This window comes from Paenibacillus oryzisoli, from assembly GCF_001653565.1.
GTDB lineage: Bacteria > Bacillota > Bacilli > Paenibacillales > NBRC-103111 > Paenibacillus_E > Paenibacillus_E oryzisoli.
The window spans coordinates 127,356-140,354 of record NZ_LYPB01000074.1; the positions used below are offsets into that span (position 1 = coordinate 127,356).

15 protein-coding genes are annotated in these 12,999 nt (G+C 43.8%); 5 read left to right on the forward strand and 10 right to left on the reverse strand.

From position 1 onward, the window contains the following. The first annotated feature begins 111 nt into the window (after positions 1–111). Positions 112–297, forward strand: coding sequence for a WYL domain-containing protein (locus tag A8708_RS37205; protein WP_461824337.1), 186 nt, complete (start codon positions 112–114; stop codon positions 295–297). Between the two features lie 15 nt (positions 298–312). Here the strand turns inward: A8708_RS37205 and A8708_RS20695 are convergent, their stop codons facing one another. Further along, positions 313–906, reverse strand: coding sequence for a TetR/AcrR family transcriptional regulator (locus tag A8708_RS20695; RefSeq protein ID WP_068666943.1), 594 nt, complete (start codon positions 904–906; stop codon positions 313–315). Positions 907–1,103: 197 nt separating this feature from the next. Between A8708_RS20695 and A8708_RS20700 the strand changes: the two genes are divergently transcribed. Beyond that, complete coding sequence (locus A8708_RS20700; protein WP_068666945.1) at positions 1,104–1,979, forward strand: NmrA family NAD(P)-binding protein; 876 nt, start codon at positions 1,104–1,106, stop codon at positions 1,977–1,979. 206 nt (positions 1,980–2,185) lie between these two features. Here the strand turns inward: A8708_RS20700 and A8708_RS20705 are convergent, their stop codons facing one another. Then, positions 2,186–2,884, reverse strand: coding sequence for a hypothetical protein (locus tag A8708_RS20705; protein ID WP_068666947.1), 699 nt, complete (start codon positions 2,882–2,884; stop codon positions 2,186–2,188). Positions 2,885–3,240: 356 nt separating this feature from the next. Here A8708_RS20705 and A8708_RS35555 point away from each other — a divergent pair, with 356 nt between their 5' ends. Beyond that, entirely contained in the window at positions 3,241–3,405 is a 165-nt protein-coding gene (locus tag A8708_RS35555) for a hypothetical protein (protein ID WP_157264915.1), read from the forward strand. Between the two features lie 40 nt (positions 3,406–3,445). Here A8708_RS35555 and A8708_RS20710 read toward each other — a convergent pair whose 3' ends face one another. The 5 genes from A8708_RS20710 to A8708_RS20730 all read right to left on the reverse strand — a co-directional run bounded on the left by A8708_RS20710 (position 3,446) and on the right by A8708_RS20730 (position 7,927). Further along, positions 3,446–3,988, reverse strand: a complete 543-nt coding sequence (locus A8708_RS20710; protein WP_068666949.1) for an HNH endonuclease — start codon at positions 3,986–3,988, stop codon at positions 3,446–3,448. Positions 3,989–4,357: 369 nt separating this feature from the next. Then, a complete protein-coding gene (locus A8708_RS20715) occupies positions 4,358–5,212 on the reverse strand; it encodes a DUF5677 domain-containing protein (RefSeq protein WP_068666951.1) in 855 nt (284 codons plus the stop codon). A gap of 159 nt (positions 5,213–5,371) precedes the next feature. After that, positions 5,372–6,166: a hypothetical protein gene (locus A8708_RS20720; protein ID WP_068666953.1), complete on the reverse strand. Its 795-nt coding sequence runs from the start codon at positions 6,164–6,166 to the stop codon at positions 5,372–5,374. A gap of 249 nt (positions 6,167–6,415) precedes the next feature. Further along, complete coding sequence (rlmH, locus tag A8708_RS20725; protein WP_068666955.1) at positions 6,416–6,895, reverse strand: 23S rRNA (pseudouridine(1915)-N(3))-methyltransferase RlmH; 480 nt, start codon at positions 6,893–6,895, stop codon at positions 6,416–6,418. Positions 6,896–7,174: 279 nt separating this feature from the next. Further along, positions 7,175–7,927 carry an SDR family NAD(P)-dependent oxidoreductase gene (locus A8708_RS20730; RefSeq protein ID WP_068666957.1) on the reverse strand — a complete coding sequence of 251 codons (753 nt, stop codon included), beginning with the start codon at positions 7,925–7,927 and terminating at the stop codon, positions 7,175–7,177. A gap of 180 nt (positions 7,928–8,107) precedes the next feature. Here A8708_RS20730 and A8708_RS20735 point away from each other — a divergent pair, with 180 nt between their 5' ends. Continuing rightward, a complete protein-coding gene (locus A8708_RS20735; RefSeq protein WP_068666959.1) occupies positions 8,108–8,752 on the forward strand; it encodes a TetR/AcrR family transcriptional regulator in 645 nt (214 codons plus the stop codon). A gap of 48 nt (positions 8,753–8,800) precedes the next feature. Here A8708_RS20735 and A8708_RS20740 read toward each other — a convergent pair whose 3' ends face one another. Further along, the gene (locus tag A8708_RS20740; protein WP_068666961.1) at positions 8,801–10,114 is read right to left on the reverse strand and encodes a purine/pyrimidine permease; all 1,314 of its coding nucleotides are present in this window, start codon (positions 10,112–10,114) and stop codon (positions 8,801–8,803) included. A gap of 112 nt (positions 10,115–10,226) precedes the next feature. Between A8708_RS20740 and A8708_RS20745 the strand changes: the two genes are divergently transcribed. Continuing rightward, the gene (locus tag A8708_RS20745; RefSeq protein ID WP_068666963.1) at positions 10,227–11,102 is read left to right on the forward strand and encodes a LysR family transcriptional regulator; all 876 of its coding nucleotides are present in this window, start codon (positions 10,227–10,229) and stop codon (positions 11,100–11,102) included. A gap of 355 nt (positions 11,103–11,457) precedes the next feature. On the opposite strand, the gene A8708_RS20750 is transcribed toward A8708_RS20745, so the two are convergent. Together A8708_RS20750 and A8708_RS20755 are read right to left on the reverse strand one after the other, a co-directional pair. Continuing rightward, entirely contained in the window at positions 11,458–11,625 is a 168-nt protein-coding gene (locus A8708_RS20750) for a CxxH/CxxC protein (RefSeq protein ID WP_063795715.1), read from the reverse strand. A 54-nt stretch (positions 11,626–11,679) separates the two neighbouring features. Further along, positions 11,680–12,909 carry a S1C family serine protease gene (locus A8708_RS20755; protein ID WP_068666965.1) on the reverse strand — a complete coding sequence of 410 codons (1,230 nt, stop codon included), beginning with the start codon at positions 12,907–12,909 and terminating at the stop codon, positions 11,680–11,682. Positions 12,910–12,999 lie beyond the last annotated feature (90 nt).

Below are 12,999 nucleotides of genomic sequence, written 5' to 3' on the forward strand. Positions count from 1 at the left end.
CACCGAAGCAGTGCCTCTGATATGCAACTCCTCCTTACTAAAGATTGTGGAAAGAACGATAAAAAAATAGAGGCAATGGTTAGTCCATTGTCTCTTAATCGTTCCATTCAAATGTCATTTTATGCTTGGGAAGGTCGGTCCGAGATTCTTGAAACCTTAAAGACATTTCAAGAGTACATATCCAGGAAAAGGCTGGTTTCGTATGAAAATACAGATAAATACGGGGCTGTAATGGATAGAATCATTGAGCCCTATGAGTTGCATTTTAGCGAATCGAGTTGGTACTTGCGCACCTAAATGCAGTATTTTTAGTTAATTTGATTCGCTGAAAATAGGTGCTAAACTCGCAGCAACAACAACCAATAGGTCTTGAACCATCTCTTCCATTGTCCGATTCTCAGGATTTCTGCTCCATTGCAGAGCTGACCCAAATATGCCCCAACTTACAACGAGGGACGTGGCTTCCACCATCTTTTGTGGAACTGCGGTCTCCGACTCCTTATTCAGCCATTCAAACAACAGCTGGTAGAGTTCTTTTTGCATCGCAATTTCAAAAAGCGGTTCAAATTTACGATCCTCTTCTGCCTTCATATATTCTCGAGTACGTGCAAGAAAATCGAATACGGACAAAATAAGCGTTCGCAGACTACTCATGTTCGATAGGGGGGAACTCGGCAATTCTTCCTTTAATTTTCTCTGAAATTTATCCCTCATCCAGCACTCAAGAAAAGCAAATTTATCCTCGAAATGTGCATAAAACGTGGTTCGGTTTACAGTCGCACGAGCAGCAATATCTTGCACAGAAATGGAGTAAATATTCTTCTTTTCAAGAAGCAGCTCCATAAACGACTGAATCATTAACTGGCGAGTTCGCTTTACTCGGGGATCGTTCTCATTCAATGGCATTTCGCAATTCACTCCTCATGATTTCAAGACAACAGACAAACAAGAGCAAATGTCGTTTAAGCCTCATTAGAGGCCTTTTATTGATTGCTCAATGCGATCCAATCCCTTAATATTCACTATACAATGTAGTATACAGAACTTTCTTGAATAGACAACACTGTATGGTTTCATTGAAATTTATATAGGAGGCCATTCTTATGATAGTAATTACTACACCAACCGGCCAAATCGGCCAAGAGGTCCTTAACCTTATCTCTAGCAGCTCAGAGGACATTCGCGCGATAATGCGCGATCCATCCCGTTTACCCCAACGCTTGATTAAGCGTGTCGAGATCATACAAGGTTCGCACGACGACATTGATGTCCTAACCCATTCATTAAAAGGTGCTGAAAGCTTATTATGGTTGGTGCCCCCAAACCCCCGATCTGATAACCCCATGAGCCATTACTTAGATTTTACACGTCCAGCATGCGAAGCGATTAAGCAGCAGGGTATTAAGCATGTAGTCGGCATATCGAGCCTAGGCCATGCCTTCGGTAAGAACGCTGGACTATTGTCACCTGCGTTTGCTATGGATGAACTAATAATGTCCACGGGCGTGAGCTACCGTTCGCTCCTAATGCCTTTCTTCATGGAGAACTTGCTCCATCAGGTTCAAGCAATTAAGAACCAAGGCACCTTCTTCATGGCCAATTCGTCAGATCGTATCCTAGCAACCTGTGCTACGCATGATATAGCCTCTATGGCTGCAAGGTTATTACTCGATCAATCTTGGACTGGTCAGGACAGCATCCCCGTAGTCGGTCCTGATGACCTCTCCCCAGAAGATATGGCACAGATCATGTCACACGTACTGGAGCGGCCTATCCGTTATCATCAAGTCCCTCGTACAGAATATGTTGAGACGATGATGCAGTACGGTATGAGTGAGGCTTGGGCAACGGGGTTAATCGACATGGTTGCAGCACAAGATCAAGGTATTTACGACACCGAATCGCGCATCGCTCAGCGCACCTCGACTAGCTTTATGGAATGGTGCGAGAAGGTGCTCAAGCCAGCGATTCTAATGTAGTGAGCAAATGCGTTTAAAAACGGCAGCCCGGTAGGGCTACCGTTAGACTAATAAAACTGCGTTTCTTAAACAAAAAGCCGTTACTTGTGATATGGTTCAGCTTAACGGGGCTATCGGCGAAAATAAGTGGCGGCCACTGAGCCGCCACTTATTTTGCATCATTTAATTATTCATCCATTTTTTTATCGTTACAAGAAAACCGGAAATCACATCGATGCAAGTTCGTTTATCGTTACTTGGAAATTATCTGCTTTTTCAAGCCCAGTTTCGGTTTTGCTGGTTCTCTCGAGCATTTCCAAGAAATCGTCTTTCGTATGCTCTCCGGCGAACCACATTCCTTCTTTTTCTACTCGCTGAAGATCATCCAGGTTATAAACTTCATCAAACCCCTTCTGCATCAAATACACAACTGTTTGATTTTTCTTGTAGGTTTCCACCGCTGCAGAAAGCATCTCTTCTAGCGCCAGTTTATATGGATGGTTCACTGGATTGTAGTGTTCTCCTTTCGACTCTACTTTCACCATAGTCTGGCAATCAAAGAATCTCCGTTTGTCTATAATCAGGCAGCAGTCAAGAAGACGAAAAACCGGGTATAACTCATAACGAAGTCGTCCCCCTTCTATCTGCTGCCAGCGCATAGTTTCAACATTGGACCGACTGTACAAGCCTCCTTTGAGCTCGTTCAAATATCCTTGGTTCTTCAACCCCAGCAACCTTTGTCGGCTCACTTCAAACCAGTTCATTACCTCTCCGGTTGTCATGGTATGCTGATTAACGATGAGTTTCAACAGTTCCTCTGTATCCTGCACAACTAACTCACTTTCTGGATCTTTGGAAATGTACTCAATAAGTTTCGCGAGATCAATCCGTTTATTAACCGACTGCTTTTCATCCATATTCTTCATTTCAACGCCTCCTATTTACATCGTCAACATCAATGATGTTTTTTTCCATAATACCACTCGATATTGACGTTGTAAACAAGCTTTTTGTGGATTTTAAAAAATCATTTCGTATGTAAATCAACGTTCTCTCATTAAATTAACTACCAATGCCGAGCCTCTATATAAAGTGCGCCGCGCTGAGGTAACCCCTCTTCGTTCTACAAAGCTTACCAAACTACTGCCAGAAACCATGAGAGCGGAAGCAGCGGGGCAAGTTCGCCAAAATCCTTCTCGAATCATTCACCGAAATCAAATTTGTAATTAGTCCCGCTCCTCCTCTATGCTTTACTCGAATCCGCATATGGGGGAATGAACTAATGGAATGGGATGAATTGCGGAGCCGATTTGATAGGCTCTATGGCACTCAAACATCTGATGCTGGTTTAACCGAGCAATCGATTAACGCTTATCAAGCTGAGTTGGTAAAACTGTATAATAGGAAAAATGAGGGGAATACCGATATGAGAGGAGAACGCATGTGATGGGCGCTCTCCCTTGTGTTGGCTTGGTGGAGTGTGCGTCTTACTTACGTCTTTTGAGTTCCTCAGCTATCTGAACAAATATACTTGAAAGGGTAATCTCCGACCCACCTCTAGCCTGATTCATATGAAAACCAGAATTACTAAAAAAGCGTTTCATCAACTCTTTATCTGCCAGCATCTCACCTACATCAACAATGCGGTCAAAGAGCTCAAAATTCCTCAACTCTCTCATGATGTCTTCTTGAACCAAGGATGTGTAATCTTGCTTTTCTACCCAATCTAAAAACGATTCACGAGACTTCGTGTTCGGAGCCCGGTCATGACAGCTCTTACACATCAGAAATAGATTATCTGGGACATTCTCTCCACCGAACTGACGGGCAATTATGTGGCAACGTTGAAGAGGTACGCTATCCCAATTACTTATTATATCTACACGTTTAGCAGTAGGCTTGTTCAAATCATATTTAACATCAAAATGGCGTTTACAAGCCCAACAACATGGCTCCCCCCAGTCGAGCCCCCTCTTGTCTAGCCAATCCATCCAATGTTCAAAAATCTGGGCTTTTGTTGGCATAGTCATGGTTTTTACTCCTTAGAATTCTCGATTAGTTCATATCCTGTGGAACAGAATGATCCATGCGCTGTATCCAAGCATCTGGAGTATAATTGTGGTAAGAAGCTGGATAAAGGAGCGACATACAAGCGAAGTAACTGCACTGCGAAAAAAATGGGGCAACAAACCTTGCAGTCACCCCCATGTGGTCAGTGAAACCTGTCGGCATGGAAAGACTGGCGACTATGTTTGCACAACTTGTGGAGAAACTGGACGGGGTAAAACTGGGTTGTTTGCTGATACAGCTTCTTCTTATTAATATTTGCGAACCGAGGGCCGAACAGCCCACAGCGTGGATACGGTGTTATATGACGTTCCCTGCTTCTTGAATTATCATCATAAGCTTCTATGTTTGTCTTCAACTTCTCGAAATAACTTATGGTAAGATTCCATTTCATAATTTAATTTGTCGAAGGATTCTAAAAATAGTTTTTCTATATTTTCATTATGTAGTTTAGAATAAGCAAAATATCTCATTGCTGCGAAAGTAATAATGTCACTTATTTGTCTGCAACCATGGGCTAACTCTTTGGCTTCTCTTCTTTCGGTCGCTCTGCTGTTATGATCAATTAACAAATTAATTGCATCTGCATCTTGGTGTATTAACTGACTTCCAATACCATAACCATGGAATAGACCTTGCAGGTTACTATATAAAGGATGTTTAGAAAGCTCCTTTACAATTTCGCTATACGACCATTTATGTTCAATTTCCTTCCTAAGTTTTCTTGGAAATTTCCTTTCAAGTTCTTCGATTGTTTCGTTATCAAGAATTACTTCTTTAATAAACCCCATATCATTGGTCAGTGGCTTAGGTAAACCATTAATTAATTCCTTCGCCCGCTTTGTCCGTTTTATTTCACTTATTGTAGGCAAAACTTCCCAGAATTCAGTGAGCTTCCTTTCTCTTTCTTCATTACTTCCTAAACTCAAATATATAAATTTAACTGTTCCCTCCATTATTGATCGAAGAAGCATTTCGTTATCCCACATACGTACATTTCCAACTAGTATTAAGCTACTTTCACTAGTCAATTGGCAGCTTATTGGTAATTGTTTCAAGATATATCTGTGATTATCAGAAATTTCTGAATCCTTATTAAAATATGCCGAAGTCAATTCAAAATAATCATGCAAAATATAGCTTGCTTGACCTGCAAATTTCATTAGTGTCTCTTGAACTCTATTCATAAATTTTCCTCTCATATTAGAACTTTTAGGGAATGTCATATAACGTTGTTGAATTCTCCACGCCCGACGAATGTCGGGTGTGTCCGGCTATATGCCTCACCGAATTCACTTCAAACTCTGTCGGAACGAGAGTCGAATCATCGGGGTGAACATGGGGTTTTAGGCGCGGTTGCTGCCTTCTTCGATTAATTCAAAAATATCATCAAATGTTTCTACATCATTGATAATAATGTCCCTTTTACCGAACCCCATTGGAAAAAATGGATTGTCAGAGCTCTCTTTGCAAAAAAAAGTTAACAATTTAAACCCTGAACCGATTAATTCAAAGATTTCCTTATCAAGAAATTGTATAAAAACTTTCATATCTGAAATTGTCTTCTGGTGGATTAAGTCATTCCTCATTCCCTCTAATTTTTTAAACTTGCTCCAGTAGTCAGTATCCTTTGGAGACGTAGTTTTAAGTACCATTGGTAATATTTCAATTAATTTTTCTGATGTTGGCATCCATCTTTCTATGTTTTCTTTATTGCATATCTCCTTAATTCCTTTATTATTTACCTTTTCATATTCAAAAGTATTCGGAATAGCCAAATTAGCAAATGCCTCTACAGCTGTATAAATAAAAATCAGGCTTGTGTGAATATGCTCAAAATAATCATATAATGTTGATGTCTCTTCCTCTTTAAATTCAATGGATTTAGTATCTTCAATTGATAGCTTGGGTTCAACTAATTGTTTATAAATTTTTTTAGCTTTTTCAGATTCCTTTTTCGAGATGTTCATGCACAAAGAAACATTATTAGGCCTGTAGAAGTAGACGTTTTTCTCATTATGTTCAAAAGACTCTGTTAATTGCACAAAGATTATTTGCTGTTCTTCTTTGCTTCTAAAACCAACTGGTTGACACATTCTAATGTCATTCACCTTGACTTTTCTTTGCTTTTCGTCTTCCATGACTTAACACTCCTCTTTATTATTGAAGCATTTTCGCCTAACATCTTTTTTACGAATTCACTAAGTTCGAGCAAAAAGCCCTCCATGTATCACAATTATATCACCAATTTGGAAAAAATTGTCGTATTTTGCCACAAAATGTCCCTCTAGAACCTTCTCTACTAGGGGGACAAACATATCTCAATAGCACTTTTCTCCATTACTCTTATAGCCCTCAGAACCCTCCTTGACATTTAAATTTTTTCGCCGTCACTTATGATAAGGCTCCCCCCGATTTATCCGCATCGCGCGATAAATCTGCTCCACCAACACCAGCCGCATCAGCTGGTGCGGCAGCGTCATGCGGCCGAAACTCAGCCGCATATCCGCACGGCGCAGCAGCTCGCTCGACAGCCCGAGCGAGCCCCCTATAACGAAGGCCACCTGGCTCCGCCCATAGGTGGCCAACTTATCGAGCGAGCTCGCCAGCTGCTCGCTCGTCCACATCTCACCGTCGATGGCCAGCGCCACGACGTACACATCCGGGCGCAGCGCAGCCAGCAGCCGCGCGCCCTCACGATCCCGAACCTGCTGTTCCTCAGCAGGGCTCATGTTCTCCGGTGCCTTCTCATCCGGCACCTCAATCATTTGCATCTTGGCATACGGGCCAAGACGCTTCACGTACTCCGCAATCCCGTCCACGAGATAGCGCTCTTTTAATTTCCCAACGGTCAGTATTTGTATATGCATAATGTACCCCTTCTTTTATCCCAATCTTTTTTCAATTCATTCTCATTTAATCTTTCATTCTTTTCATATTCAATCTTTCATCTATTTCTCATTTAATCGTTTATTCTTTCTCATGTCATCATCCATTCTTTCTCTCATATAACCATCCATTCCTCCCATCATACCATTCGTTGTATATACGCACCAATAGCACCCCTCCACGCACAAAAGCCCAGAGTTATACCAACTCCAGGCTCCCTACTCATGCTCATTTAATTGATTATGATTGCATACGAATCTTTATTTGGCTGTGACGCCGCCATCGACAGGTAGTTCAACACCTGTAATATACGCTGACTCATCAGAAGCCAGGAATAATACGGCTTCGGCTACCTCAGACGCGCGCCCGACTCTTGGCAGTGCAGTCTGAGACAAGAACCATTGCAGCATCTGCTTATTATTGACGAATTCAGAGCTCATCGGCGTTTCGATAAAGCCAGGATGAACCGAATTGACACGGATGTGATCCTTGCCGAAATCCACAGCCGCCGCCTTGCTTAACATGCGGACACCACCTTTGGAAGCCGTGTACGCACCCGCTCCACTGCTGCCAGTTAGTCCGGCGATAGAGGAAATGTTGACGATGGATCCACCCTTATTCACTTGCATATGTGGGATAACGTGCTTCATGCCAAGGAAAGTGCTCGTCAGGTTAATGCTCATGACTTTATTCCATTGTTCAATCGTCGTATCCAGCAATCCAACGGCAAGGGAAATACCCGCATTATTGACCAAGACGTCCACTTTGCCGTAAGTTGCAACAGCTCCCTCGACTACTTTGATCCATTCTTCTTCAGAAACAACATTATGAGCATAAGCTATGGCTTGACCTCCGGCAGCTTCAATTTCCTTCACAACAGCTTGTACAGCGGCTTCGTTAATGTCGGTTGCTACCACCATAGCGCCTTCTTTGGCAAATAAAAGTGCTTCTTCACGCCCCATACCACTGCCCGCTCCGGTAATGATAGCAACTTTATTAGTAAGACGAGTCATTGCGATCTCTCCTTTTATGAAATAAATTTTAAATTTTTCGCTTAAATGATAGTGTTACTATCACTACAATACTTATTATATCACCATGGTATTATGAACTCAACTTCCACTTGCTGAAAGAATACCCAGTCGATATAATACTTGTATTGAAATACCTACGTTGAAAGGTTACTAACCCTTATGGATCCGAAAGCAAGATACGAGAAAGAACGGTTTGACGGTAAGCAGCAAAGACTATATCTCATTCTCGACGCAGCTGAGCGTGTATTTACGCTGAAGGGAATCGAAAAAACCACCATGCAAGATATCGCCAGTGACGCGAATATCGGTATCGCAACCTTATTTCGATATTTTCCCAAAAAAGAGAAACTGATCTTTGCCGTAGCTACCAAATTGCTTGAACCGATGCTTCATCGTTTTCAATATGTCGCTGACCAGCCCCTGTCTTGTCTTGAAAAGCTTGAATGTTTATTCGATTCCTTTATCGAAGATCAGAACGATCCGAGCATTAAATTCATGGTCGATTTTGAAAGCTACGCATCTCACTCGCTGGAGCCATTGGAAGGTATTCTCGACTTCAATGCCTTGAACCGTAAGATCTCACGTGAGTATGGCAGGATTATTCAAAATGGCCTCGAGGACGGATCCATTCGTTCCGACCTTCCGGTTAAGGAGACCTTGACCACGATTATTAACACGTTCGGTCTCTTTTCCAAAAAACTGTCACTACAGAAAAACATTCTCCTCCTAGAGTCCGATCTAGACAACGAGGAGCAGTTGACTATTCTCAAGCACATTCTAATTGATTACCTGAAAGCGCGATAAACTGAACAAAGAGCCAGATTCCTCCCTAGAGGAACTTGGCTCTTTCTTTTAGTTCGATACGATTAATTTCGAGTCAATCCTCCAGAACCGCTCAAGGGCCATGACCACTACAGTGGCAACTAACAGCCCGTTACCAAACGCATACTGCATCACGACAGGAAGTTCAGGCAGAGGTGAAGCCGCGATGAGGGTGAAGCCGGCACCGATGAGAATTCCGATTCCCAGAATCGTCAGCTGGCGCTGTGTTTGAACGACGCGCGATAAGGAGGAGAATGAGTTACTGGTCATCTGCACGAAAGTCGCTAACGAGACCGCACTAGCGACGGACGTAGGCAGCTGAGCAAGGAAATGAACGATCGAAGGGACAAGAGCAATTGCCGAGAGCGCCAAGCAGGCGATGATGAAAGGCATTCTTCTCGTTTGTCCCGTCATTCTGATAAAACTCGCCGTAACCGGAAGCGAAACGACAGCGACTGCGGAAAATAAAGCCGAAAGTCCATGAGATACGCCTGCAATTAGACTGCCTCGGTTGTAGACATCCTTGCCAGGGAGCTCCTTCCTCGGGACGGCCTGCTGGGCCGCTGTAATGGCAGCAACAAGATTTGAAACAAGGATCAACGTAAACAGCGCGGCCGTTAAAGCCATGCCTGGATTCAACTGCGGGGATCCCCATGCCCATATATCGGGAAGTTTGATCCTTGCACCGGAGGCCGAACCCCCATTAGAAATTCCCCCGACGGCCAATGCTTGTAGCACCCAACCGCCGATAATCCCTAGTAGTACGGCATAGTTGCGCGTCCATCCTTTCCCTTTTACATTCAGAAACACTACGCCACCAAATACCGCTAACGAGATCAGAATCGTTCCATAATCTGCGGCCCCTTGCCCTGCTTTCAAGCCGAACATGCCTTTCAGAAACACACCACTCAGCTGCAAAGACAAGATGAACAAGAATAAATTCGTTACGAGTGGTGTAAATAGATTAAGGAGTTTATAAAAGATGCCTGTTATACCCAGTAAAAACAACAGCACACCGGCCATTAGCAGCCCGCCTTCTAGAACCTGCAGCGCTTCTTTGGCCGTGTAACCTTGATTCGCGGAGATACCGGCCATCATGACAAATACGCTAACCCATGAACCCGCTGGGCCATCTACAATCGGATATCGATGCCCAAGTGCTGCTTGCAGCATGGAACTGAGTCCAACTACGAAAAATGTACGCTGCATCAACGAGGCAATTTCATCCTGAGACAAATGAAACAGACCACCAATCACGATAGGAAGTGCCACGGAACTAGCGGTCATAAAAATAAACCATTGTAAAACATGTAAATACGGATTGGAATGATACTTTCGAAGCATAAAGGCTCCCCCCTTCTGTCGGCTTCTATGGTATCATATCGATAAGTATACGAATAATATCTATATCCTTTAGTTTACATACTTTTATCGTTCGGAAAGGAATGCCTCTACCATGGATATTCGCCAACTTCGCTATTTCATCGCAATTGCTGAAGAGAAGCAAATTACGGCAGCCGCCCAAAGATTGCACATGACGCAGCCCCCTTTAGGACAACAATTGAAGCTGATGGAGCAAGAGCTCGGCGTCGAGCTTATTCTACGAACAGGTAAAGTCATCGAACTGACCGAAGCCGGACAGGTCTTATATAAGCACGCCTTACATGTAACCAAGCTTATAGAGGAAGCGGAGAATGATGTAAAAGAGATCGGCAAGGGTACGCGCGGCAAGTTACGAATAGGCGTTAACACGCTGTCCTCGGCCCAACTGCCGCAACTGCTGCGTATTTTTAAAACCCGCTACCCAGAGGTTACCTATAAAATACAACAGAATGAATCCGCACAACTGCTCCGGCTTATTCGAGAACATACCATCGAGCTTGCGATCATCCGACTTCCAATGGAATTAGGTGATTATGAAGTCATCCAGCTGCAACCTGAACCTTTTTATTTCGTTACTGCCAAGTCCTTCGCGTCGGAATCACATGCATTCACTTTCGCTGACATTCAACGTTATCCGCTCATTTTGCCTAGTACAGAGGGTCTTGGGTTGTATCGTAGTATCATCGATCAATTCACCGAACGCGGCTTGCAGCCTAACGTAATCGGAGAATGTTCCGATATGGTCACGCTATTGGACTGGGTATCCTCTGGGGATGCAACAACAATTGTACCGGAGTCCATTGTTAAATTGCATCGCGAATATGCGTTCCAAGCTTATGAAATCGCAGACAGTCAGCTCAAATTAGCAACCGGACTAATCTGGTTGAAGGATCGCCATGTTTCCAAGGCTGCTCAGCATTTTATCGAGCTTATGCTAGAAACGCAATAACATCTTCCCCTCCCCCAGTTCCCTTTTTGTTTGCGTCAGCCATGTTAGCGCTCCTCTCTACTGCAGGGGTACTAGCATCCGTGGACCAAATACTAGAATAACTGTATTTTGTACATCTAATTTCACGTCTAACTCGCATTTCAGTGATTTAACTGGAAAGTATCCATTTAATTTCAAGATTTCAAGAGAATATGGATGAAATCCGCTGATTTAACTACATAATTTCCATCTAATCGTGAAATTTGAAGGAATTCGCTATAATTAACTGTATATTTTCCATTTATTCGAGTGGGAAAGCTCAATTCCAAAACATATACATGTCTATATATAGAAAAAAGAGGCCCTTAGGCCTCTCTCATACGATTAGAAAACGTGATAATGACTGGCAATGCTCGCAGTGCTCAGGCGGTGCCCAGTGGGCGAAGTGGGTTTTCTGCAAATCCACAACGTCTGGAGCTTCCTCATACTCATCAACAAATTCATCTATAGCTATTTCCACATGATCTTTACAAACGACATGCATGTTGAATTACCTCTCATCCGCGGCGATTCTTTAATTCTCGTACTCTCCAAACCACTACTTATCCGTCGCCTCAACCAGCGTCAGCACCGTCGTCAGCTTCTTCCCAGCGCGATAGTATACTACATTGATTTTGTCGCCGATCTTCTTCTCATTGTAAAGGTATTTCCTTAGCCCAATCGTGCTTTCAATCTTGCGATCATCCAGCTGTACGATGACATCCTGCGCTTTCAGTCCCGCTTCCTTTGCAGGGCCAGAGACATCGAAGACGATAACTCCAGTTTTGACATCTGCAGGCAACTTTAATACATCCGTTCCCTTAAAAGCTTGCAGCTCCTGCGTCGACACACCAATCAATGGCCGTTTCACCTTGTGGTCCTTGATAAGACTATCAATAATCGGTGTCACACTATTAATCGGTATGGCAAAACCTAACCCTTCAACACCTGTATCCGAAATTTTCATCGAATTGATGCCGATCACTTTGCCCTCGATATTGACCAGCGGTCCGCCGCTGTTCCCTTGGTTAATCGCAGCATCCGTTTGGATGACGTCCATTTCCCAGTCATAGTCGGTGCCTTCACGTGAAAGTGAAACAGGTATCGTCCGCTTCGGTGAAGAAACGATGCCTTGCGTCACCGTTGGTGAGAAGCCCAGGCCTAACGGATTGCCCACGGCAATGGCCATTTCGCCTGCTCGTAGCTTGTCGGAGTCGCCAAACTCAGCAAGTACTTTCACATCTTTACCATCCGCCTCAAGTACGGCCAAATCGGTTATCCGATCGCGCCCAACCAGCGTAGCTTTGCGATGTTCACCTTCGAAGTTCACGATTTCGAACTGGTTCCCGTTCTCCACGACATGACTGTTCGTCACAATACGAACTTTATCTCCGCTGCGTGCGAACATGACACCTGATCCGATGCCAATGCCCGTTTCTTGACCCCCATCGTCCTTCTTGGACGAGATGACGCTCACGACGGCTGGTTTTATTTTGTCCGTCGCTGCAACAACCGAGTCATTACTATTCATCGGATGGACATCCGCTTTGGCCACTACGGGAATCGCAGCTGCGCTTCTCGACGCATCCCCACCACCAATAGCGTGAACAATCCCTACCACGATGAGCATGCCTACTGCCCCAATGACACCTGCGATGAGGGCTACATACCGTCTACGACCAGCGAAGCTTGTGAAACTCGTGAAATTCCCTGTCCCTTTGGGACGCCAGACCGGTTCGCGCCTTCTGGACCTTTTGGTCGAATAAAAATCATCATCAAACAAACTCATAACAGGTCCCTCCTCGCTGACGGGGTTTGCAGCTCACTTGCCTTGCTTTATTTCAACCCATGGATGGGTTACAACACATCATACAGAACA

Excerpts from the sequence above, each read along its gene's own strand:
- A8708_RS37205 (WP_461824337.1), top strand. The coding sequence starts at position 112 with ATGTCATTTTATGCTTGGGAAGGTCGGTCCGAGATTCTTGAAACCTTA.
- A8708_RS20695 (WP_068666943.1), bottom strand. The coding sequence starts at position 906 with ATGCCATTGAATGAGAACGATCCCCGAGTAAAGCGAACTCGCCAGTTA.
- A8708_RS20700 (WP_068666945.1), top strand. The coding sequence starts at position 1,104 with ATGATAGTAATTACTACACCAACCGGCCAAATCGGCCAAGAGGTCCTT.
- A8708_RS20705 (WP_068666947.1), bottom strand. The coding sequence starts at position 2,884 with ATGAAGAATATGGATGAAAAGCAGTCGGTTAATAAACGGATTGATCTC.
- A8708_RS35555 (WP_157264915.1), top strand. The coding sequence starts at position 3,241 with ATGGAATGGGATGAATTGCGGAGCCGATTTGATAGGCTCTATGGCACT.
- A8708_RS20710 (WP_068666949.1), bottom strand. The coding sequence starts at position 3,988 with ATGACTATGCCAACAAAAGCCCAGATTTTTGAACATTGGATGGATTGG.
- A8708_RS20715 (WP_068666951.1), bottom strand. The coding sequence starts at position 5,212 with ATGAATAGAGTTCAAGAGACACTAATGAAATTTGCAGGTCAAGCAAGC.
- A8708_RS20720 (WP_068666953.1), bottom strand. The coding sequence starts at position 6,166 with ATGGAAGACGAAAAGCAAAGAAAAGTCAAGGTGAATGACATTAGAATG.
- rlmH (WP_068666955.1), bottom strand. The coding sequence starts at position 6,895 with ATGCATATACAAATACTGACCGTTGGGAAATTAAAAGAGCGCTATCTC.
- A8708_RS20730 (WP_068666957.1), bottom strand. The coding sequence starts at position 7,927 with ATGACTCGTCTTACTAATAAAGTTGCTATCATTACCGGAGCGGGCAGT.
- A8708_RS20735 (WP_068666959.1), top strand. The coding sequence starts at position 8,108 with ATGGATCCGAAAGCAAGATACGAGAAAGAACGGTTTGACGGTAAGCAG.
- A8708_RS20740 (WP_068666961.1), bottom strand. The coding sequence starts at position 10,114 with ATGCTTCGAAAGTATCATTCCAATCCGTATTTACATGTTTTACAATGG.
- A8708_RS20745 (WP_068666963.1), top strand. The coding sequence starts at position 10,227 with ATGGATATTCGCCAACTTCGCTATTTCATCGCAATTGCTGAAGAGAAG.
- A8708_RS20750 (WP_063795715.1), bottom strand. The coding sequence starts at position 11,625 with ATGCATGTCGTTTGTAAAGATCATGTGGAAATAGCTATAGATGAATTT.
- A8708_RS20755 (WP_068666965.1), bottom strand. The coding sequence starts at position 12,909 with ATGAGTTTGTTTGATGATGATTTTTATTCGACCAAAAGGTCCAGAAGG.